21 protein-coding genes and 1 pseudogene are annotated in these 23,254 nt (G+C 31.8%); 13 read left to right on the top strand and 9 right to left on the bottom strand.

Annotated features, from left to right (window positions below):
• The first annotated feature begins 109 nt into the window (after nt 1–109).
• The 7 genes from LNP81_RS14750 to LNP81_RS14720 all read left to right on the top strand — a co-directional run bounded on the left by LNP81_RS14750 (nt 110) and on the right by LNP81_RS14720 (nt 6,131).
• On the top strand, nt 110–823 hold the full coding sequence (locus tag LNP81_RS14750; RefSeq protein WP_029269334.1) for a YebC/PmpR family DNA-binding transcriptional regulator: 714 nt from the start codon (nt 110–112) through the stop codon (nt 821–823).
• Nucleotides 824–1,527: 704 nt separating this feature from the next.
• Nucleotides 1,528–2,037, top strand: a complete 510-nt coding sequence (locus LNP81_RS14745; RefSeq protein ID WP_230037079.1) for a hypothetical protein — start codon at nt 1,528–1,530, stop codon at nt 2,035–2,037.
• Nucleotides 2,038–2,078: 41 nt separating this feature from the next.
• Nucleotides 2,079–2,450, top strand: a complete 372-nt coding sequence (locus LNP81_RS14740; protein WP_230037077.1) for a hypothetical protein — start codon at nt 2,079–2,081, stop codon at nt 2,448–2,450.
• A gap of 426 nt (nt 2,451–2,876) precedes the next feature.
• Nucleotides 2,877–3,350 (top strand): hypothetical protein, encoded by a 474-nt coding sequence (locus LNP81_RS14735; RefSeq protein WP_230037075.1) that lies wholly within the window; start codon nt 2,877–2,879, stop codon nt 3,348–3,350.
• A 392-nt stretch (nt 3,351–3,742) separates the two neighbouring features.
• Entirely contained in the window at nt 3,743–4,357 is a 615-nt protein-coding gene (locus tag LNP81_RS14730; RefSeq protein ID WP_230037072.1) for a hypothetical protein, read from the top strand.
• 724 nt (nt 4,358–5,081) lie between these two features.
• Nucleotides 5,082–5,555 carry a hypothetical protein gene (locus LNP81_RS14725; RefSeq protein ID WP_230037070.1) on the top strand — a complete coding sequence of 158 codons (474 nt, stop codon included), beginning with the start codon at nt 5,082–5,084 and terminating at the stop codon, nt 5,553–5,555.
• A gap of 375 nt (nt 5,556–5,930) precedes the next feature.
• Nucleotides 5,931–6,131, top strand: a complete 201-nt coding sequence (locus LNP81_RS14720; RefSeq protein WP_230037068.1) for a hypothetical protein — start codon at nt 5,931–5,933, stop codon at nt 6,129–6,131.
• A 109-nt stretch (nt 6,132–6,240) separates the two neighbouring features.
• Here the strand turns inward: LNP81_RS14720 and LNP81_RS14715 are convergent, their stop codons facing one another.
• The 4 genes from LNP81_RS14715 to LNP81_RS14700 form a co-directional block, all read right to left on the bottom strand.
• On the bottom strand, nt 6,241–7,149 hold the full coding sequence (locus LNP81_RS14715; RefSeq protein WP_230037066.1) for a LamG domain-containing protein: 909 nt from the start codon (nt 7,147–7,149) through the stop codon (nt 6,241–6,243).
• Between the two features lie 412 nt (nt 7,150–7,561).
• Nucleotides 7,562–8,470, bottom strand: coding sequence for a LamG domain-containing protein (locus LNP81_RS14710; RefSeq protein WP_230037064.1), 909 nt, complete (start codon nt 8,468–8,470; stop codon nt 7,562–7,564).
• A 377-nt stretch (nt 8,471–8,847) separates the two neighbouring features.
• Nucleotides 8,848–9,888 (bottom strand): cysteate synthase, encoded by a 1,041-nt coding sequence (capA, locus tag LNP81_RS14705; protein ID WP_065447924.1) that lies wholly within the window; start codon nt 9,886–9,888, stop codon nt 8,848–8,850.
• Between the two features lie 70 nt (nt 9,889–9,958).
• A complete protein-coding gene (locus tag LNP81_RS14700; RefSeq protein ID WP_230037062.1) occupies nt 9,959–12,019 on the bottom strand; it encodes a S9 family peptidase in 2,061 nt (686 codons plus the stop codon).
• A gap of 138 nt (nt 12,020–12,157) precedes the next feature.
• Here LNP81_RS14700 and LNP81_RS14695 point away from each other — a divergent pair.
• Together LNP81_RS14695 and adhE are read left to right on the top strand one after the other, a co-directional pair.
• Nucleotides 12,158–12,484: pseudogene (locus LNP81_RS14695) on the top strand (YbaB/EbfC family nucleoid-associated protein); the annotation flags it as partial.
• A 554-nt stretch (nt 12,485–13,038) separates the two neighbouring features.
• Nucleotides 13,039–15,738 (top strand): bifunctional acetaldehyde-CoA/alcohol dehydrogenase, encoded by a 2,700-nt coding sequence (gene adhE / locus LNP81_RS14690; protein ID WP_230037060.1) that lies wholly within the window; start codon nt 13,039–13,041, stop codon nt 15,736–15,738.
• A gap of 71 nt (nt 15,739–15,809) precedes the next feature.
• On the opposite strand, the gene LNP81_RS14685 is transcribed toward adhE, so the two are convergent.
• Nucleotides 15,810–16,829 carry a threonine aldolase family protein gene (locus LNP81_RS14685; protein ID WP_230037058.1) on the bottom strand — a complete coding sequence of 340 codons (1,020 nt, stop codon included), beginning with the start codon at nt 16,827–16,829 and terminating at the stop codon, nt 15,810–15,812.
• 555 nt (nt 16,830–17,384) lie between these two features.
• On the opposite strand from LNP81_RS14685, the gene prfB reads away from it, so the two are divergent.
• The 4 genes from prfB to lpxD all read left to right on the top strand — a co-directional run bounded on the left by prfB (nt 17,385) and on the right by lpxD (nt 21,475).
• Nucleotides 17,385–18,483, top strand: a protein-coding gene (gene prfB / locus LNP81_RS14680; protein WP_230037056.1) for a peptide chain release factor 2 whose coding sequence is annotated in 2 segments (ribosomal slippage) — nt 17,385–17,447 and nt 17,449–18,483 — 1,098 coding nt in all. Because the reading frame shifts where the segments join, the coding sequence is not laid out codon by codon here.
• Nucleotides 18,484–19,338: a hypothetical protein gene (locus tag LNP81_RS14675; RefSeq protein ID WP_230037054.1), complete on the top strand. Its 855-nt coding sequence runs from the start codon at nt 18,484–18,486 to the stop codon at nt 19,336–19,338.
• A gap of 90 nt (nt 19,339–19,428) precedes the next feature.
• Nucleotides 19,429–19,875, top strand: coding sequence for a peptide-methionine (R)-S-oxide reductase MsrB (gene msrB / locus LNP81_RS14670; RefSeq protein WP_230037052.1), 447 nt, complete (start codon nt 19,429–19,431; stop codon nt 19,873–19,875).
• Between the two features lie 601 nt (nt 19,876–20,476).
• Nucleotides 20,477–21,475, top strand: coding sequence for a UDP-3-O-(3-hydroxymyristoyl)glucosamine N-acyltransferase (lpxD, locus tag LNP81_RS14665; protein ID WP_230037049.1), 999 nt, complete (start codon nt 20,477–20,479; stop codon nt 21,473–21,475).
• 53 nt (nt 21,476–21,528) lie between these two features.
• On the opposite strand, the gene LNP81_RS14660 is transcribed toward lpxD, so the two are convergent.
• The 4 genes from LNP81_RS14660 to LNP81_RS14645 all read right to left on the bottom strand — a co-directional run bounded on the left by LNP81_RS14660 (nt 21,529) and on the right by LNP81_RS14645 (nt 23,175).
• The gene (locus LNP81_RS14660) at nt 21,529–21,735 is read right to left on the bottom strand and encodes a hypothetical protein (protein WP_230037047.1); all 207 of its coding nucleotides are present in this window, start codon (nt 21,733–21,735) and stop codon (nt 21,529–21,531) included.
• 5 nt (nt 21,736–21,740) lie between these two features.
• Nucleotides 21,741–22,052: a DUF3817 domain-containing protein gene (locus tag LNP81_RS14655; RefSeq protein ID WP_230037045.1), complete on the bottom strand. Its 312-nt coding sequence runs from the start codon at nt 22,050–22,052 to the stop codon at nt 21,741–21,743.
• A gap of 1 nt (nt 22,053) precedes the next feature.
• Nucleotides 22,054–22,512, bottom strand: coding sequence for a hypothetical protein (locus tag LNP81_RS14650; RefSeq protein WP_230037043.1), 459 nt, complete (start codon nt 22,510–22,512; stop codon nt 22,054–22,056).
• A 69-nt stretch (nt 22,513–22,581) separates the two neighbouring features.
• Nucleotides 22,582–23,175 carry a TetR/AcrR family transcriptional regulator gene (locus LNP81_RS14645; protein ID WP_230037041.1) on the bottom strand — a complete coding sequence of 198 codons (594 nt, stop codon included), beginning with the start codon at nt 23,173–23,175 and terminating at the stop codon, nt 22,582–22,584.
• Between the last annotated feature and the right edge of the window lie 79 nt (nt 23,176–23,254).

The following is a 23,254-nucleotide window of genomic DNA, read 5'->3' as shown; positions in this document are numbered from 1 at the left end:
GATCTTAGCGGTTAAATTATTCGCAAAACATAATTTAAAAAAGAATACAATTGATTTTGCTAAAAAAAGGAATAACCGTATTTTTGCATCTCAAAACTAAAAATTAGAAATGGGAAGAGCGTTCGAATTTAGAAAAGGAAGAAAAATGAAACGTTGGTCAGCAATGGCCAAAACATTTACCAGAATTGGTAAAGACATCGTTATGGCTGTTAAAGAAGGCGGTCCTAACCCTGACGCCAATTCTAGATTAAGAGCTGTAATACAAAATGCAAAAGCCGCTAACATGCCTAAGGACAATGTAGAGCGCGCGATAAAAAATGCAAGTAATAAAGATACTGCCAACTATAAAGAGATTTTGTTTGAAGGATATGCTCCTCACGGAATTGCGATTTTGATTGAAACTGCCTCTGACAACAATAATAGAACTGTAGCCAACATTCGCAGCTATTTTAATAAATGCAACGGTACAATGGGAACTCAGGGTTCTGTTGAGTTTATGTTTGACCATACTTGTAATTTCAGAATTGCAAAAGGTGATCTTGATCCTGAGGAATTAGAGTTGGAACTAATTGATTTTGGTGCCGAAGAAGTTTTTGAAGACGAAGACGGAATCTTAATCTATGCGCCTTTTGGAAGCTTTGGTGCTTTACAAAAAGAATTAGAAAACAGAGGTCTTGAGATTTTATCTTCTGGTTTTGAGCGTATTCCGCAAATCACCAAAGAACTTACTGAAGCTCAAATCGCTGACGTTGAAAAACTAATCGAAAAAATTGAAGAAGATGATGACGTTATGAACGTTTATCATACTATGCAAGAAGCGTAATATTCTCTTTTTTTATAAATATCAAAAAGTCCTGAAATTTTTCAGGACTTTTTTTATGACATCATTTTACTCTTTTTTATATCATCTTAATAAAGTAAATCATAGACTCAGATATTAATATAAAAGAATATAGGCTAATTAAAATAAACTGTTATATTTGTTAATCTCAGTAAACAATTAATTTAAAATATACTTCTATGCAAACATCAAAATATACAAGATACGCAGTTATCGTTTTGGTAATTTTATTTGTAGTTCTTAGCGTTATCAGCTAAAAACATATAAATTACAAACTTAAAAAAGCCTTCTAAGAATCAAATTCAGGAGGCTTTTATTATGTTTTCAACTTTCATAAAAAAAACTTCACAAACAATAGGTATACTTTTATAGCATCAGAAACTTCATTAAAAATAAATGATTTTTCAGTTCTCAAAACTGAATATACAGTTGCATTTTGTGAAAATGGTTCTTAATTGGGGATACCGTCATATTTAGAAAACTTCACAATGGTGATTCAAAATCTGTACTAATGATAAAACGTAATAGAGAACAAATAAGAAATTATTATGGCTTTGTAGATTATGTTAGCTTAGTATTATTAATTTTAATAATTCTTGGCTATATCTTGATCCCTGAAATTTTGAAAAAAATAGAGTAATCTTATAAATTATAATTTTAAAAAAAACTTTTATTTTAACTTATTTATGGATTCAATTCATGAAGGACAAATGAACCAACTAAAGAAAGTTTTTCTTGCTCCCATTTTATTACTGATCTCTACAATTCTATTCTTTATATCGTCACATTTAATCAAATTAGAATATCAAGAATATTTTAATTACGGACAAATTATAACAGGAAATATAATTGATACTTATTGGGAAAGTTCCGGAGACAACCCACCAACTTCTATCTTTTTTTGTAAAGTAAAAACAGGATCAAAAAATTACATTTACGAAATTCAAAATGCAGATAATTCTTTTGCTTTATCTGATGAAGAACAACATCTGATCGAACAAATAAAAAAAGGTGATTCTGTTAAAATAAAATTACTAAATGAAAAAAAAGGAAAGATTTTAGAATGGAATAAGGCAGTCATTAATTCCTCAAACTCCTTTTGGAGTATTTTCGGAATTTGGCTGACAATTTTTATTTTATTAGCGGCAGCAATCGCTTTATTATATAAATTATTTTTAATAATAACAAAAGCATGAAATGTCATGAAAGAAATTCAAATTGAAAAAATCAGGCTATTATGAATAAAATTTCAATTATAAAAAAAATACAACTAGGAGATAATAGTTTTCCTATTCAAAATCTTTATTCAAAATTAAGTTTTAGCTTTTATTGTGTAAATGGTAGAATTAAACATGAAGTAATTTTATCATTTGAGACTTCATTTTTGCTGAATGATTTAATAAAAAACGAACAAATAACCACAGACACTTTAGCAAAACATCAAATTAGCAAACTTGAAAACCTGAATAATACTGAAAGAAGTTTTTTATATCGATATCAATTCTTTCAACCTAAAGAATGTAATAAATCTTATATGATAATTTTTGATATTGATGAATATCGGGAATATTGGGGTTGCCATATTTATGGTGTATTAGAAATTGAGTAACTTACAAATATTAAAATTGGATAAAAAAATAACTTATGAAAAAATGGTCAATAGATAATCTGCAAAAAACCCGATCGCTCAGATATATTAACGAAACGATAGCGCAGAAATTCTTTCCGTGCCCGCTGCTATAAGACACAAGAAAAGTCATAATTAAAGAAATCTATTAAATTGAGAGATTATTTTTCTACTTCAATGGGAATCATGCAGATTTAGAAATTAATTTAAGTTAGTTCTTCTAAATTGATATACTTTGCGGGCACGGAAAGAATTTCCGCGCTATCGTTGTCTAAATCTGCCATATCCGAGCGATCGGGGTATTTATTTAGAATTAAAGGCATCTGGATATATAAACACTCTAGGGAAAAAGTGGGAGACAGAAAAGTATAATGAAAAAATAATGTTAGTAAAAGAAAATAAAAAACCATGAAAACACTTTGTTTAATATTAATATTTTTAGGAGTATCAATAATAGGAATTGAAATAGTAAATGATTTTACTAAGACTAAGATATTTTTTGCCTCATTTAATCCTCAAAAATATTATCATAAAGATATATTGGTGGTAAACGAAAAAATTCCCCCAATGAGCAGTAGCAGTAATAAAACTTCTTGGATATTTTATGGATATTGCAAATCTGATAAATTAAAAAGCGGAATTACTCTTTCTACAAGCACAGTTGAAAATCAAAATACAAGTGAAATTCCAATTTGGAGAATAAGTTCTGTAAAAAATAAAATAATTTACAGACGACAAGATAACATAATAAATAGTCCTTTTTCTTATGAAATGCGCGACTACTGGATGACTCCAATATTTATGTTAGCCATAATACCGGCCTTATTTTATTACATCAAGATCAAAAGAAAAGAAAGAAAAACCCCAGTAAAATTGACATGAAAAACTTAATAATAACTATAATTATCCTTTTTTTTTAAACAACTTTATTTGCACAAGTTAATGTAAAAGAAGGCATTCCTTTAGAGTATAATGATCTAAAAGAAATCATTTTTAAAACTTTTAACCCCGCACTCAGAATTAACAAAACAGATTATACTTCAGAAATAGATTATACTAAAGTTGAAGGTTTAGTACAATCTTATTTTTCTGCTTCTGACTCCATTTGGGATAAAAGTGACTATTATGATAAAGATCATAAATCTGTTAAAGATCAAGAGCACTATAATTTAGTAAAGAAATCAAACAAAGAAAAAGAATATATAGAAATTGAATCTATCTACGAGTTTAATCAAAATGGGGAAAAGATAAATTTTGTAAAATATGCAATAACAATGGATGGCTTGCCTTTTCAAATTATAGCAGTAATGTCTTGTGCTAAAATTAACAATCGTTGGTATATTTATGATATGTTTAATCAAGGAAATATTCAAACATTAATTAAAGGTCTTGATTCTAAAAAGCTTAGCTCCATTTTTCAGGATAACAAAGAAAACAATGATCTCCTTAAAGATATAAAGAGAAAGATATCAATAAATAACCTTATAGATATAAATGCTTTCTACTCGTATTATAAAACTTGGTACAAAGAAGAAAATTCACAATATCTAAAAGAAATTAGAGATGAAAGAAATTGGATTGAAAATTACCACTACACAAAAGCAGAATTAGGTATTATGCCAACGGTAACTAAATGTCAAATCAGCATGCCTTTTAGTTTGGATAATTCCATTTTTCAAATCTATAAAAAGGGAAGTGACATCTTGATTAACACTCCTGAAAATCTTGAAAAATATAAAAATTCTATCGAAGAATTTCTAATTCCATCCACAAATGAGAGTATTAAATTAATTCATAAATTTAAATTTTCTTCAAATAACTCCACCTATTATATCATTAAATACGAAAAAAAATGGCAAATTTTATACAGAGACTTTTTTAGAAAATAAAGGAAAAACAGAAGTTAATTCCCCCCTATTTAACACTCTCAATAATCTTATATTAAAACTAAAATCTAATACATTTATTGATTTAAACTCCACTGATCCTATTCAAAAAGATTTAGAACCTATTAGACTAAAAGCACAAAATCAATCACAGAAGATGATAAATATAAACGTTCTGAATCAATTGATAGAAAAAAACAAAGCCTCGCTCTCAAAATATTTAGATAATTAATCTCAAAAAATATGCAAACATCAAAATACACAAGATATTTAGTAATTATTCTGGTAATTCTATTTGTAGTACTTAGCGTAATTAACTAAACATACAAACTATAATACAAAAACCTTCTACAGTTAAACTTCAGAAGGTTTTTTAATATTAACCCGATCGCTCAGATATATTAACGCAACGATAGCGCGAAAATTCTTTCCGTGCCCGTTGCTATAAAACACAAGAAAAGTCATAATTAAAGAAATCTATTAAATTGAGAGATTGTTTTTCTACTTCAATGACAATCATGCAGATTTAGAAATTAATTTAAGTTAGTTCTTCTAAATTGATATACTTTGCGGGCACGGAAAGAATTTCCACGCTATAGTTGTCTAAATCTGCCATATCCGAGCGATCGGGTTATTTGGGTTCCTTAATTTAAGAAAGAAAACAAACAATAATCAACATATAATAATAGAGGGAAACCATTTATTTTATGTTAACCTGTTTATAAGTATGAAAAAATTCATTTTTTATGTTATTATTATTTATTCAATCTTTTTCTTAATTATTGAATTAACATATAATTTTCCAAAAACAAAGACAGCATATTCATTTTTATTTACTAAAAAAGGAATAATCAGTGATACACTTATAGTGAGCTCTGATAATCCAGCCTCACATTCAAATACAACTTCTACATCAATTGTATATAAAGGAAAATTAAGCTCTAATAACAAAGTCGCACAAATAACATTATCTAATACTATCTATCCCTATTTTAACGAGAGACACAAAGATTATTCTATATTGAAGCCAAATAAAATAGTTGTTTATCATTCAAACCTATCAAGTCACTTTTTATTTTATAAAAAACCTGATAACTTTTTGTCACTTGGATTAACCTATTTTATTGACCCTATACTTTTTTTATTATCAATATTTCTGCTACCAAATTTAGTTTTTCGAATGAAGAAGAAATATAAATAATAATTAAATATCTAAAACAAAACCTTAGGAACGATATCAGGTTATTTTTTCCGATTCTGACACGAGCATCATGCTCGTAAACGCGATGTATTACTTTTAAAATAACAAAAAAATATCCCACTCAAAAAAAGAAGTATTTCTTACATTAGTTCAAAAAAAATAAATAAGCAGAAAATACAAGTTTGGAGAAAAAACCGTAGCAAACTTATCAGTTTTACTACTGTTTACTGAATAGATGTATTTACAAGAGACTAATAAAAGGTATTGATAGTTAGCGAACTTTCATTGTTTATATATACTCTAAATAGACTCTGGATCGTTTAAAATTCATATTATCCCATATATTTGTTCCAAAACAAAAAATCAACGATCTCTATGAAAACATCTAAATACACTAAAGTTGCCGTAATCATTATGGTAGTCTTATTTGTTGTTATTAGTGTTATTAGCTGCAGCACTCATGTTCACAATAGCAACAATAACGGAAATCAAAAAATTCCACCAGGACAAGCTAAAAAAATGTCAGGAAGCAAAAGTGCAAAAGCATATGCTCCCGGACAACAGAAAAAGAAATAATAAAAAACGCCTTCTAAAATCAGAAGGCGTTTTTATTTGTAAAATTAAATCACGTTCTAATACAAAATGCAATAAGAAATCCGATTTAAGAATTGATTTATATTGTAATTTACTTTTTAGAAGGATTATTTGTGACTTTAATCAAATATGTCCCCTCCGGTAAATCTCCAATATTAGATGCATTACTTCCTGCTATTTTTTTTCCTTGCGAGAAAACCTCAACGGTTTTAGAACCAGTATTTGCTTCAGTTGTACTTGCCGAAACAGACGGTAACGATTTTGCAGCAACTACAGCTTTTACAGGACTAGCTTTTTTTATTGCATTAGAAGACTGAGTATTTTCAGCTACAGCTGTAGTAGTTGGTTTCGAACTGTTGTAAGATTCCATAACTTGCTCATCTGTCATTGCAACACTGTATATCTTAAGGTCGTCTATGTCAGCATTAATCCCAACCGTGCCATTTAATGCACCCAATCTTAAAATGTATCCTTTTGTTAAGCGCGAAACACCTTCAACAGATTTTAATAATTCGCCGTTACGGTATATTTTTGATTTGGCACCATCATAGGTTACAGTGTATTGATACCAAACGTCTTTTGCAAGAGGAACTGAAACTATAATATTATTTGTATCTCCCCATCCTACAAGACTTAAATCTGAATTTCCTGATGACGCCGCCTGTTGTAATAAACCAAAATACTGGGTATTTACTGCACTTCCATATCCAAAAATATAATTTGCCGAAGCAATAGCATTGAATTTTACCCAAATAGATATTGATCTGGGTTTATTATCCTGCGGAAGATCTCCCACTACACCCTGCAGAACTTTATTAGTCAGGCGCTGTGCTCCTTTTGCAACGCCTATTCTGTCATTTACAAAATTGGGTGTACCTAAAAATGAGATTGTATTGTCGGTATTGTTCAAATTTCCGTTGAAATTGAATTCCTGAACCGGATTTTGGGCATTGGTATTTAAAAAACTTACAAACAGTAATGTCAGTAATAATTTTTTCATAGGTAACAGATTTTAGGGGATTTAAAAAAGTGTTCTTTCACAAACACCAAGCTATATTAAAATGCAAAAACTCAACAAATCTCAGTATCACAAATCACTATTTTAATGTTTTAAATACTTTTAAAATTCAATTATAGTTTCAGAAATTTTGTTAAAACTATAAATTTTATTCAAAGCTACCAAACTCTTACTGACTATAAGTGCGATATTCTTATTTTAATTAATAAAATTGAAAACTAAATGACATTATCCGATTCTTTTGTAAAAACATCTTTACAAAAAATCATTTACTATTAAATAAATAATTAAAAAGCCTCCCAAAGTAAACTTCACAAGGCCTTTTACTATCAAAAAAAATTAACTGAGACTAAAAAAATAACTAACTAGTAACTATAAAATAAAAATCTTGTTCTTAATTTGAAGGTGCATTCGTTATTTTTAGCAAATATGTTCCTTCAGGAAGATCATTTATACTCATTGTATTATTACTACTTCCATAAATCTTTTCTCCTTGTGAGAATACCTCAACATTTTTAGGTACATCATTAAGATCCGCTGGCGCAATAATTGCCGATGAAGCAGACTTTGGAGCTGTTTTTGCTTTTACCCCGTCTTTTTTTACTGTTTTTGCAGTACTTACTGGTTCAACAGCAGCGATTCTAACAGGTTTGGAACTGTTGTACAATGCAATAACCTGTTCTAAAGTCAAAGCAACATCGTAAATCTTCAAATCGTCTATATCAGCATTAATACCCACTGTAGTGTTTATTTCACCAAGCCTAAAAATATTACCTTTAGTAGAGCGTGTAATTCCTTCTGCAGATTTAAGCAACTCTCCGTTACGGTATATTTTAGAAACTTTTCCGTCGTATGTTATTGTATAATTGTACCATGTGTCTTTTGCAAGCGGCGTAGAAACAATTACATCATTAGAAGCTCCCCAACCCGCTAAACTTAAATCTGAGTTAGAAGAAGTCGTCCCTTGCTGTAATAAGCCACAGTATTGCGCATTATAAGCCGTACCGTAACCCCATATATAATTTGCCGAAGCAATATCATTTAATTTTACCCATACACTAACTGATCTCGGACCATTACCCTGAGGAAGATTGTCTACAACAGCCTCCATAGCTTTATTAGTTAGTCGTTGCGCTCCTTTTACCAATCCTGCTCTGTCTGCAACAAAATTGTTTGCACCAATAAAAGAAGTGGTATTGGCCGTATTATTTAAAGTCCCATTGAAATTAAACTCCTGAATTGGATTTTGAGCATTAACATTCAAATAACTTACAAACATTAAAGTGAGTAGTAATTTTTTCATAATAGTAGATTTAGGGATTAAAAAACATTGTGTCTTTTTAACACCGCTAAACTATATTATTATGCATTTGACCTGAAATTTATTCGACAACGAACCTAAATAATCGTTTAAATAACCAAAATCGATTATTTAAAAGCCTCAATTGTATTTATTTATAGTAATAGTCATTTTATTAAAACGATAAATTAAAATCAAATAAAAATATATTTTCTTACGTATAAATACGGTATTCGCAAATAAAACTAAAACATTAACACTTAATAATAAGGTGTTTTATATTAAAATCTAACAGACAAATAAAAACTATTAAAAAAGCACATAAAAAAAGCTCCATTCGATTCACGAATGGAGCTCTATATTTTAAAAAAGCAGTTGAACTACTTTACAAATTCAATTTTTTGAACTTCCTCTTCATTGACACTGTCAAAGAATCCTTGTTCATTCATCCAGTCATCACTAAATACTTTACTCATATAGCGAGAACCGTGATCAGGGAAGATAGCAATAATATTACTGTCTTTCGTAAATTCACCTTCCTCTGCGTATTGTTTAATAGCCTGCATTACTGCTCCTGAAGTGTATCCAACAAATAATCCTTCTTTTCTGGTGATCTCTCTGGCAGAGTGAGCACTTTCCTCATCAGTTACTTTAATGAACTTGTCGATGATGTCGAAATCTGTAGCAGATGGAATCAGGTTTTTACCTAAACCTTCTATACGATACGGATAAATTTCTTTGTTATCGAATTCTCTTGTTTCGTGGTACTTCTTTAAAACCGACCCGAAAGCATCTACACCAAGAATTCTAATATTTGGATTTTGCTCTTTCAGGAATTTTGCAGTTCCGGAAATCGTTCCTCCGGTACCGCTACAAGCTACAAGATGTGTAATTTGTCCTTTTGTCTGTTCCCAAATTTCAGGACCTGTAGTGTTATAGTGGGCATCAATATTCAATTGATTAAAATACTGATTGATGTATACTGAGCCTTTTGTTTCTTCGTGTAAACGTTTGGCTACGTTGTAGTAAGATCTCTCATCATCTGCTGATACGTGTGCGGGACAAACATAAACCTTTGCTCCTAAACTTCTCAACATGTCAATTTTATCTTTCGATGATTTTGAGCTTACTGCTAAAATACAATTATACCCTTTTATAATACTCACCATTGCCAGACTAAAGCCCGTATTACCTGATGTCGTCTCAATGATCGTATCACCTGGCGTTAGGATTCCTTTTTTCTCAGCTTCTTCAATAATATATAACGCTATTCTATCTTTTGAGGAATGTCCTGGATTAAAAGCTTCTACCTTTGCGTAGAAATTACCTTCTAACTCTTCGGTAATTTTATTTAGCTTAATAAGTGGGGTATTACCTATTAACTCTAAAACATTATTATAAGCGTTTATTTCTTCTTTCATAAAAAAATAGTTAATCGAAGGTATTTTTAAATACCCTTGATAGGTTGCAAATTTAACAAAAAATTTCTAATTAGCTTTTAATTTTTTCTAAATCTAATAAAAAACTAAATTCCTTTGCTAAGTCTCTTAAAGCCTCAAAACGTCCTGAAGCTCCGCCATGTCCGGCATCCATGTTGGTATCTAAAAATAAAAGATTATTATTTGTTTTTATATTTCTCAACTTCGCTACCCATTTAGCTGGCTCCCAATATTGTACCTGCGAATCATGTAATCCGGTAGAAACGTACATGTTAGGATAGTTTTGCGCTTTTACATTATCATACGGTGAGTAAGATAACATATAATCGTAATATTTTTTATTATTTGGGTTTCCCCATTCGTCGTATTCTCCAGTTGTTAACGGAATACTGTCGTCTAACATTGTTGTAATAACGTCAACAAAAGGCACCTGAGCAATGACCCCGTTATATAATTCCGGAGCTTCATTTATAATTACGCCCATCAAAAGTCCTCCTGCAGATCCTCCTTCAGCATATAAATGTTCAGGAGATGTAAAATTTTCGTTAACTACAAATTTAGAGCAATCAATGAAATCTGTAAAGGTATTTTTCTTTTTTAACAGTTTTCCGTCTTCGTACCACTGTCTTCCTAAATCTTCTCCGCCTCTAATATGTGCTATGGCGTAAACAAAACCACGATCTAACAAGGAAAGTCGTGTCGATGAGAAATAAGTATCCATTGTAATTCCGTAAGATCCGTACGCGTAAAGTAACAACGGATTTTTACCGTTTTTCTGTAATCCTTTACGATAAATCATCGAAATAGGCACTTTTACACCATCTCTGGCAGTTGCCCAAATACGCTCTTCGATATAATTTTCTTTATCAAATTTTCCGCCTAAAACCTGTTGCTCCTTAAGGATTTCCTTGGTTTTAGTTTTCATATTAAAATCAATTACAGATGAAGGCGTAGCCAGCGATTGATAGCTATAACGTAAAACATCTGTATCAAAATCGATATTGGTAGTTGTGTAAGCATTGTAGGTTTCGCTGCCAAAAGGAAGGTAATAATCGGCATCACCATTCCACGGCAGAATGCGAATATGATTTAATCCGTTTGAACGCTCTTCAACAACTAAATAATTTTTGAAAATTTCGATATCTTCTAATAAAACATCTTCACGATGCGGAATAAGATCAACCCAGTTTTTCTTTCCTGTCTTATTTTCAGGCGTTTTCATCAACTTAAAGTTGGTCGCCTTGTCTTTATTCGTTAAAATATAAAAAGAGTCCTCAAAATGCGAAATACTGTATTCTAAACCACGTACACGAGGCTGAAACACCACAAATTCTCCATCTGGAGTATCAGAATTCAAAATTCTGTATTCTGTCGTCAAAGTGCTTCCTGAACCAATTACAATATATTTTCTTGATTTTTCTTTACTTACAGACACATTAAAAGTATCATCAGTTTCATTAAAAACCAAAACATCAGCAGTAGATTCTGTATTTAATTTATGTCTAAAAACCTTATCCGCTCTTAAAGTGACTTCATCTTGTTTGGTATAGAAAATCGTATTATTGTCATTTGCCCAAACAGATCCTCCGGTTGCATTTTCGATTTTATCTGCTAAAATTTCTCCTGTTTCTAAGTTTTTGACCTGAATAGTGTAAATTCTTCTTCCCACAATATCTACTCCAAAACTGGCAAATTTATTATTTGGACTTACGCTTAAACCTCCTAGTTTAAAGTAAGCGTGATCTTTTGCCAATTCATTGCAATTGAATAAAATTTCCTCATCTGCCGAAAGGCTTCCTTTTTTTCTTGAAAATATGGGGTAATCCTGACCAGTTTCAAAACGAGTGATGTAATAGTAACCATTATAAAAATAAGGAACAGATGAATCATCTTCTTTAATTCTGCCTTTCATCTCTTCATACAAATTTTCCTGAAGATCTTTTGTATGCGATGTCATACTCTGGTAATATGAATTTTCCTGATTCAGATAGTCGATAACTTCAGGATTTTCGCGGTCATTTAACCAAAAATAATTGTCAATTCTTGTCTCTTTATGTTTTTTTAATGATTTAGGAATTTCTTTGGCTTGTGGAGCCATTATATCGTTTTGCATTGATTAAGCATTAGTTTTTAAATACGAAGGAGCAAAAATACTACAAAGACAACAGAACCAAATTAATTTTTTCATAAAATATTCTATTGATATCATAAAGCAATATACTAATTTTGTACGAAACAATTTAAAAAATCAACAAAAATGGATTTAATGGGAATGATGGGCAAACTTAAAGAAACCCAACAAAAAATTGAAGATACGAAGAAGCGTTTGGATACTGTTTTGATTGATGAACAAAGCGCTGACGGATTACTAAAGGTAACATTAACTGCAAATAGAAAAGTAAAATCAATCTCTATTGATGATTCTTTGCTTGAAGATAAAGAACAATTAGAGGATTACTTAGTTGTAACGCTAAACAAAGCAATAGAAAGAGCTACAAGCGTTAACGAACAAGAACTTGATGCTGTTGCAAAAATGGATATGCCAATGATTCCAGGAATGGATAATTTATTCAAATAAGAGATTTTTTTATTTCTTTTAATTAAAATCCGATTCATTTTTAACGAAATGAAACGGATTTTTTTTATGCCTTTTTCTTTCCTTTTTTCTTTGAAAATTTCTTTGTTGCAATCGAAATAGTCAAGCCTTTACGTTTTATTTAGCGCCTCCTTTTTTTTGTTTTTCGAAAGTACAAAACACCTCTTCCACCCTTCTTTTTTACCTCACTTTTCAAGTGTAAAATGATGATTTTCAATAGAAAACGTTTGCGTAGATTTTTTTTTCGACTGACAAATATCATCTTTATTCTATTGATATGTCTTGATATTTGATACAGATAAAAAGCAAAATCTTATCCTTTTTTTTTCTTTAGAAGCAAAAATTTGTAAGGATTAAGCAATCCAAAAAACATTAAAAAAATGAATAAAAAAAGATAGAATGAGAAATTAGTTATAATTAGATTTTTAGAGTTAATCCTACATCAGACTCAAAAAAACTTTCGTCGTAAAAATAATTAGTGATCACAATCTATAAAACTGCATTAAAAGTGAATATTAACTATAACACAAATTACTATGAATGAGAAAACTTTAAGTCCAAATGGAACCGAAAACAAAACAGCAGAAAAACAAAGTGCTGGATTAGTAAAAGATCCCGTAAAGGAAACTCCAAAAGTTGATGCTATTGCTCATGTCGAAGAACTTGCCAAAAAAGGAGCCATTGCTCTGGAACAATTCCTGGAACTTAATCAGGAACAAGTTGATTATATTGTGGCCAAAGCTTCTGTTGCTGCTATAGACAAACACGGCGAACTTGCTTTGCATGCTGTCGAAGAAACAGGCCGTGGTATTTTTGAAGACAAAGCAACCAAAAACATGTTTGCTGCCGAAAATGTAACCAATAGCTTAAAAAACTTAAAAACCGTAGGGATTATAGGTGAAGATCAATTATCTGGAATTGTAGAAATTGCAGAACCAGTAGGCGTAATTTGTGGTGTTACACCAACAACCAACCCTACTTCTACCACTGTTTTCAAAGCATTAATCGCTCTTAAAACCCGTAATCCAATTATATTTGGTTTCCATCCGTCGGCTCAACAGTGCTCTAAAGCTGCTGCAATTGTAGTTCGCGATGCTGCAGTTGCTGCCGGAGCTCCGGAAAATTGTATTCAATGGATCGAATATCCATCTGTAGAAGCTACCAATTCTTTAATGAACCATCCTACAATTGCCACCATTCTGGCAACCGGAGGAAATGCAATGGTTCGCGCCGCTTATTCTTGTGGTAAACCAGCTCTGGGCGTTGGTGCCGGAAACGTTCCTGCATATATTGAGAAAACCGCCAATATAAAACAAGCCGTTTACGATATCGTACTTTCAAAATCATTTGACTGGGGAATGATATGCGCCTCTGAACAAGCTGCTATTATCGATAAAGAAATTTATGAAGAAACAAAAGCTGCTTTTAAACACCATCATGTTTATTTTGCTAATGAAAAAGAAAAAGCAAAACTTGAAGAATTAATGTTTGGCGTTACTGCAAAAGGTATAAACTGCGGTGGTGCAAAACTAAACTCAAGTGTTGTTGGAAAATCTCCGCAATGGATCGCAGAGCAAGCTGGTTTCTCTGTTCCTGAAAATGTGGTCATCATTGCAGTTGAAGTAACAGAAGTTGGCGTAAATGAACCTCTGACCAGAGAAAAACTTTCTCCTGTTTTGGCGATTCTAAAATCAAATTCAACAGAAGAAGGTATTAAACTATCTGAACAAATGGTAGAATTTGACGGATTAGGTCACTCAGCAGCTATTCATACAAAAGACGAAAAAATAGCTAAAGATTTTGGAGTTGCCGTAAAAGCGATTCGTGTAATCTGGAACTCGCCTTCGACTTTTGGAGGCATCGGAGACGTTTACAATTCATTTATTCCGTCTCTTACCCTTGGCTGCGGGTCTTATGGAAAAAACTCTGTTTCAGGAAATGTTGGTGCAATAAATTTAATAAATATCAAGCGAATTGGTAGAAGAAATAATAATATGCAATGGTTCAAAGTCCCTTCAAAAATCTATTTCGAGCCTAACTCGATTCAATATTTAAAATCAATGCAATCTCTTGACAAAGTAATGATTGTAACTGATTTGATTATGCTAAAACTTGGTTTTGTTCAAAAAATCATAGACGTTTTAAACCGTCGTGCCAACAAAGTCGATGTTAGAATTTTTTCTAATGTAGAGCCGGATCCAAGCATCGAAACGGCCAGAGCAGGTGCAGAAACCATGTGTGAGTTTCAGCCGGATACTATTATTGCGCTGGGCGGAGGATCTGTTATGGATGCTGCAAAAGTTATGTGGCTGCTATACGAACAACCTCAGGTTTCGTTTGATGATGTCAAACAGAAATTCCTGGACATTCGTAAACGTGCCGTGAAGATCCCAACCTTAGGAAAAAAAGCAAAAATGATTTGTATACCAACAACCTCAGGAACAGGTTCAGAAGTAACTCCTTTTGCGGTAATTTCAGATCATTCTGTCAATAAAAAATATCCTTTGGCAGATTATGCTTTTACACCAACTGTTGCGATTATCGACTCTGAGTTGACGAAAACCGTTCCTCCGTCAGTTACTGCAGATACAGGAATGGATGTACTTACGCACGCAACAGAAGCCTATGTTTCGATTGTAGCAAATGATTACACAGACGGACTTGCTCTTCAGGCTATTAAAATGGTATTTCAATATCTGGAAAGAACCTATCTTGACGGTAAAAATGACGACGAAGCGCGCGATAAAATGCACAATGCTTCGACAATTGCAGGTATGGCATTTGCCAATGCGATGTTAGGAATCTCTCATTCTATGGCGCATAAAATTGGCGGAATGTTCCATACACCACACGGTCGTACAAATGCTATTTTATTGCCTTACGTGATTAAATACAATGGCGAAGTTCCAGGAAAACTCTCGGTATGGCCTAAATATTCTACTTATAAAGCAGATCAAAAATATTTCGAAATTTGCCAAATGTTAGGCCTTCCGGCAAAAGGACCAAAAGACGGACCTCAGGTCTATGCTCAGGCCTGTTATGAACTGGGTAAAAAAGTAGGCATAAAAATGAGTTTTAAAGAACAAGGTCTCGATGAAAAAGAATGGCTTGCAAAACTAAACACACTTGCCATGAATGCTTTTGAAGATCAATGTACTCCGGCAAACCCTCGTTTACCTTTGGTAAAAGATATGGAAGAAATTATGCGTAAAGCGTATTACGGAGAAAAAATCTAAATCATAGATTTAGATAAACACTAAAAAAACCGCCTTTTGGGCGGTTTTATGTTTTTATAAAAATACGAAAATTAAAACTTCTGAAGCGTTTCAATCACATACGTATGCATCACTTCTTTATAATCTAAATGAGTTACAAGCCTTAGTTTATTGCTCCCCATTGAACTTATCAAAATATTTTTTTGTTTTAATTTTTCAATCAGAAGCTGATCACTGTAACCTTCTGCCAATGAAAAGATCAAAATATTGGTTTCTACAGGTTCTATATGCGATACCCACGGTTTTGTGCTTAAAATTGCAGCGATTTCTTTGGCGCGTCTGTGATCTTCTGCCAATCTTTCGATATTATTGGCCAAAGCATATAATCCGGCTGCAGCCAAATAACCAACCTGACGCATTCCACCACCCAATATCTTCCTGATTCTCAACGCCCTGTGAATATCAGCTTTACTTCCTAGCAAAATTGAACCAATTGGAGCGCCTAATCCTTTTGATAAACAAACCGAAATAGTATCGAAAATAGCACCAAAATCTTTCGGATTTTGTCTTTTTGCTACCAATGCATTCCAAATTCTGGCTCCATCAAGATGGAATTTCAAATTATTAGCATCGCAAACCTTTTTTATTTCTCTTAAATCTTCTAATTCATAACAAGCTCCGCCACCTTTGTTGGTTGTATTTTCGACACAAACCAAACTCGTTAACGGACTATGATAAAATTCCGGATCATTAATCGCTGCTGCAACCTGACTTGCCGTAATCATACCTCGATTTCCATCTAATAAGCAACAAGAAACGCCACTATTAAACGAAACTCCTCCACCTTCATAATTATAAACGTGGGCATATTTATCAGCAATTAATTGCTCTCCGGGCTGTGTATGTAATTTTATAGCGGTTTGGTTAGCCATAGTTCCTGACGGAAAAAATAGTCCGGCCTCCATACCAAAAAACTCAGCGACCCTGGTTTCCAACTCAATAACTGTAGGATCCTGTCTGTATACATCATCGCCAACATGAGCGTTAAACATATACTGCAACATTTCGTTGGTAGGTTTGGTAATAGTATCGCTAATTAAATTTATCTCCATATTCTAAAAAGTATATCTTTTTTGTACAGCAAAATTACGTATTACTGATAGTTATTCTTGGCAAGTTTTGCTAAAATTTAACTTGTAAATACAATTAAACCAAATTAACGTAATATTTACAAAAATCATATAAAACTAACATTAATATTCTAAAATTAGCTTATAATTTTAGAAACCAATTTGTTAGACGCAAAAATTACTGCTTATATGCATCAAAGGCCAAACACATAAACAACTGATATTCAAACAATAAATTCAATATTAAAATTAAACTTAAAAAAGTCCATTATTATTACTTTAGCGCGAAGCAAACAAAAAATAAATGCTAATTTTTTTCTTTAGTAATTAATTCCTGAAAGCAAAATTATCTTCCGGCAACTTATTTAATGCAAAAAGACTTTTAGAGACTATTTTATATGTTAAAATTAATGTTAGAATCTAAAAACTATATCTTATTTTTGTACAATAAAAATTACGTGTTTATTAAGAGTTCTTTTTCTATAAGCTTCAATAATCACGTAAAATTCAAGAAACAATAAAAACTACTATTAATTTATGACAACTACCGAACAAATAAAAGGTATTGTGGAGCGCCTTGGTGCGTTGAGGAGGTATCTTTGACGTTGATGCCAAACTAATTGAAATTGCCAACGAAGAAGAAAAAACCTTCGCACCAGACTTTTGGAACAATGCAAAAGAAGCCGAAGTCATTGTAAAAAACCTTCGAAACAAGAAAAAATGGATCGAAGATTATAACAAAGCCATCGAACTTACAGATGAATTGCAACTAGCGTATGATTTTTATAAGGAAGAGGAACTTTCTGCAGAAGAATTAGACGAGCATTACAATACAACGCAAGCTCATATCGAAAACATCGAATTTAAAAACATGCTTTCAGACGAAGGAGACAGTTTGAGTGCCGTAGTACAAATTACTGCTGGTGCGGGCGGAACCGAAAGTTGTGATTGGGCAGGAATGCTAATGCGTATGTATATGATGTGGGGCGAAAGTTATGGTTTTAAGATAAAAGAACTGAACTTTCAGGCTGGCGAGGTTGCGGGAATTAAAACCGTTACGCTGGAGTTTGAGGGCGATTATTCTTTTGGATATTTAAAAGGAGAAAACGGCGTACATCGCTTGGTTCGAATCTCTCCTTTTGATAGTAATGCTAAACGTCATACTTCATTTGCATCTGTATATGTTTATCCGCTTGTTGATGACAGTATCGAAATCGACATTAATCCTGCCGATATCGAAATTACAACTTCACGATCCAGTGGTGCCGGAGGACAAAATGTGAATAAGGTTGAAACCAAAGTACAATTGGTACACAAACCAACCGGAATCCAGATTCAATGTTCTGAAACCCGATCTCAGCAAGACAACAGACAACGTGCCATGCAAATGCTACGTTCGCAATTGTATGAAATCGAATTGAAGAAACAGCAAGCACAACGCGCTGATATCGAAGCCGGAAAAATGAAAATCGAATGGGGTTCGCAAATACGTAATTACGTAATGCAGCCGTATAAGTTAGTAAAAGATGTTCGTACAGGCTATGAAACCAGTGATGTCGATGGCGTTATGAACGGGAATATTGATCCTTTCCTAAAAGCATTTTTAATGATGATGGGGCAAAAAGAGGAAGAATAAATGAATAAATATATCAAAGGTTGTTTAGTAATAATAGGTGTTTTTATTACTCTGGTAGCAATAATGATTGGTTGGTTCTTGTGGTCATCAGATCACCGAAAAAAACAAGCCGAAATTGATGCAGTCGAGTTCTCAAAAGAATGCGATACAGTCAAACTTATTACTGAACAACCTGAGATTCAGTTTGCAAAATTCAAAAAGAATGAAATTAATATTCTTAAGTTTCAGATACTAAGACAAGGAAAATTTATTCAGGACACATTGATTAAAAATGGGTTCAATAAAAGAACCAGTTATGATGAATATAAATCCATCAATATTCCTTATAAAACATTCTTGAAAACAGACACCATTGTAGTTACCACACAAAACAAATTACATTATTATATTTCGGGCTATCATCATTATGCTTACTTACATTACGGAATGACGGGATATGTTGGAAGTAATGACTGTAGATTTTCTGATAATCCTACAATTAACAATGAAGTTTTTTTGCGACCGGTACTTTTCAGGGAACACGGTTGGATTAATCCCGAAGTATCAAAACATATTCGTAAAATTAGCGTATCAGATAGTATCGAGTATTATAATTTTGCCAAAAAAAGCAAAATAAAAATAAAAGACGCAGATCGTATCCTGAAAGAAAAAAGAAAAGATCAGGTTTTTAGATCAATCACAACTGACGGAATTGAGGTTGGCCCAAAAAATAGTTACTACATATTTGGCGAAGAAACAGAATCAGGAACACTTCCTGATGACTTAGTTCCCAGAAACCTTAAACATTATGTGGTTAAAATAAATTGCGAAACCGGAGAATATAAACGATATGAAAATTATCCATTTGATAATTAATTATTTACTTTTATAAGTAACAGTAAATATTCTTATTACCTTTTAAGTATCTTAAGAATAGTTCAATCTTTTTAATTTAAAATTACGACAATGATAAAATGGGCAGATATAATTCGTTTTACGAATAAAGGAAATCCAACTCCGGATAAAAGAGTGGAGAAAACACCAGAAGAATGGAAACAGCTTTTAACGCCGGAAGAATTTCAGGTGGCACGATTAAAAGGCACCGAAAGATCTTTTAGTTCTGAACTTTGCAGTTTATTCGATCCGGGAATTTATGAATGTAAATGTTGTGGCACTTTACTTTTTGACGCAACCGAGAAATTCGAATCAGGAACAGGCTGGCCTTCTTTTACACAACCATTAAAAGAAAATGCTATTGCTTATCATGCAGACAAATCATACGGAATGATTCGTGTTGAGGTGGTTTGCAATACCTGCGATGCACATTTGGGACACGTGTTTCCTGATGGTCCTGAACCAAGCGGTTTGCGTTATTGTATTAATGCTATTTCTCTTTCTAAAATAAAAGAATAATATTTTAAAAGCGATTCACTTTAATAAAAAGGAGTCGCTTTTTAATTTTAATTCTGTTCTAAAAGCAGTTTTTAAAATAATTTCAAAAAAGAAAACCTTTAAAAAAATAAGATTTAACTTACTAATTATAATATCTATAAAAAATAATTTGAAAATTCAATCAAAAAACTGAAATCAATCTTACCATTTTCATTTATCTTTCTTTAAATATTCTGTAGTGTGATTCAAAAAAGCGTTTTTAAATTCACAGATCATAAACCTACAAAATATCATGATGCTTTTGCAATCGCTCACAAAGCCATTTTAAAGATAAAAACCAATTGATTTAAAACAAGATAACATCATAATAATTACCTAAAATACTTAGTTTTAAATTTAGAAACTAACACTTTAAAACCTACAAAATATCAGACATAAAGTTTACATCACGGTCTGACAATTCAAAATCAATCAAAAAATTAATAGATTTTATGTTAAAATTGTAATATTTAAACTATTATTTAAAATACTATATAAAAAACTTCAAAATAAGATTAGGTAATTTAAATCTAATTGATTTTATTTGGTGCGAATTAACCCCTAAAACAATTAAAATCATTCGATGAAATCCTATTCAATTCAAGAAATTAATGAAGTTATTAATGGCGTAATTTACGGCACAACTTCGCAAAGCATAACCGCAACAGAACAATTAGAAAAAGCCACCACTTCTGAAATTTCATTTATAGGAAATAAAAAATATGAAAAATTTTGGGAAGGATCAAAAGCTTCAATTGCAGTTGTTAACGAAGATATTTCAATTGAACCCGGAGATAATCGTGCTTTTATAAAAGTAAAAAATGCTGATTTGGCTATGTCTCAAATTTTAGCACTTTTTGCACCTCCTACTCCAATATTTCGTAATAATATCCATAAATCAGCTAATGTTGATGAAACAGCTATTATTGGCGAAGGTGCAAGAATTGGTGCTGGTTGCTATATTGGTCCAAAAGTTGAAATTGGTGCAAATGTTACTATTTATCCAAATGTTACCATTTTAGACGAATGTACTATTGGTAAAAATACAATTATTTGGTCAGGGGCTGTAGTTCGTGAACGTTGTCATATTGGTAATGATTGTATCATTCACCCAAACGCAACAATCGGAGCTGATGGTTTCGGATTTCGTCCTTGTAGTGAAAAAGGTTTAGTGAAAATTCCACAAATTGGAAATGTAATTATTGGTAACGGTGTTGAAATTGGAGCAAATACTTGCGTTGATCGTGGAAAATTTAGTTCTACAGTTCTTGGAGACGGATGCAAAATCGATAATTTAGTTCAAATTGGACATAATAGTAAATTAGGTAAATTTTGTATTATGGCCGGAAATAGCGGTTTAGCTGGTTCTGTAACATTAGGAAATGGTGTTATTATTGGCGGAAGCGCTTCTATAAAAGATCATACTACTATAGGAGACGGCGCTATTGTTGGAGCTGGTTCAGGAGTCGTTGGTGATATTCCTGCCGGAAAAACAATGTTAGGATATCCTGCTGTCGAAGCTCGTGATGCCTTAAAACAATGGGCAATTCTAAAAAGAATGGTTGGCGATTCTAAAAAATAAAAGTCATTATTTTATGCATATAAAAAAACAGAAGCTTGCTTCTGTTTTTTGTTTTATAAAGCTTCGCATTCAAAGCCTACAACTTTCATTAAAAAAATTACCTTCTCGATAATATTGTCACTACATTCGAATCTTAGAATATTATCACAATCTTCCAAATCAAAATTCCATTTCGAATTAGGAAATAACTTATTCAGTTTAGGCGCTATCTTTTTTACTTTTGATATATTATCAACGTTTGTTTTAAATACAAAAATCATAGTTATTACTGGTTTTTAATTTTACTTAGAATTTTAGCATCGATATAAAAAGTTCCAAACGGAATAACACACGCCAAAAGCACTTTCCAGGTAGTGTCTTTAAAATTCCAGTTTTGCTCTACACCAACACTCAAAGTATTAAAAATAAAAAGCAGAAATAAAGCGCCATGTATGGTTCCTATTGGCCTTGTTAGAAAAGGCATTTCAAATAAATACTTCATAGGCATTGCTATAAAAAGTAACGTTAATAGAGAGGGTCCTTCAAGAAATCCAATAATTCGTAATCGTCCGGTATTGGTTTTTAATAAATTTTTCATGTTATCTAAAATAAGGTCGGTTTGCGAGAAATGAGAATGGCCACGGAATTGCTATAAAAATGATTAGTACTGCAATAGAAAACCAAACTAACATGGTTTTAAATTTATCGCGATCACTTTCTTTTCTTTTTGCCAAAGCGGAGCCAATTGTTATTAAAACAATCGAAACCAGCATTAATACAATATGAATCAATCCAAAAAAAGCGGCATCAATATTTTGAATAGCGGTTGTAAAATTTGCCCAAAAGTATTTTACAATAGGACTTTGCACATAAATTAATATTCCAAAAATCAATTGAATATGGGCAATAGTTGCCGTCCAGTGCCTGACTAAATTATCTTTTTTAGTGAAAGATAATTTTAGCGAATAACCTTTGTAAGCTATAAAAATCGAGTAGAATAAACTTCCTAAAACAAACCACCGTAGAATCGAATGGCAAAATAATAGTGTTGTATACATTGTTTTAAAATTAAGACAATGCAAATATATTCAAAAAACATACTAACTAGTATGTTTTAGTTTTAAATTTTATTTCAAATTATCCAAATAACTTCTAAGCTCCTTTATATAAACAATATAGCAAGAATTATTATTCTTAATTTTTCCAAAATTTCGTATCCCCCAATATCCAGATATCATAAAAAAAGCTACTTGTTCGCCACTTACTTCTTTTTTGATTAAACCTGAGTTCTGAGCATTTAAAATCGTTTTTTCAATAGTTTGCTTCCATTGATCAATTAGTCCTAATAAAGCCTCACTAAACTGATTATTCCATGGTGTCATTTCCTGCGTTAAATTTCCAACAGGACAGCCATACCTTATTTGTAAAAAAGGATCTTCAAGAAGTAGATACGAAATCATATTATATAAATCATCAACAGGATTTTGTGAGTTTTCAATCGGTTTTATAAAACTTTCGAGCATCACAGGTTTTAAAATTTCCTCGATTATAGCAACTCCCATTTCATCTTTGGTCTTAAAATGGTAATAAAATGCACCTTTTGTAACTTGTGTAGTCGCTATGATATCATCAATACTTGTTGTTTGATATCCTTTTGAGTAAATTAATTCAAATGCTTTCTGAAGAATTGTAAGTCGGGTATTGGCAGCTTTTTTAGACATAAAAAATACTAATTGGTATGAAATAACAAATTAAAGCAAAAAATACCATTTAATACATATTTTATCTTTGGCTTATCTA

The organism is Flavobacterium piscisymbiosum (genome assembly GCF_020905295.1).
GTDB lineage: Bacteria > Bacteroidota > Bacteroidia > Flavobacteriales > Flavobacteriaceae > Flavobacterium > Flavobacterium piscisymbiosum.
Note: the sequence above shows the minus strand (reverse complement) of the source record. Positions and strands in the feature narration are given on the sequence as shown.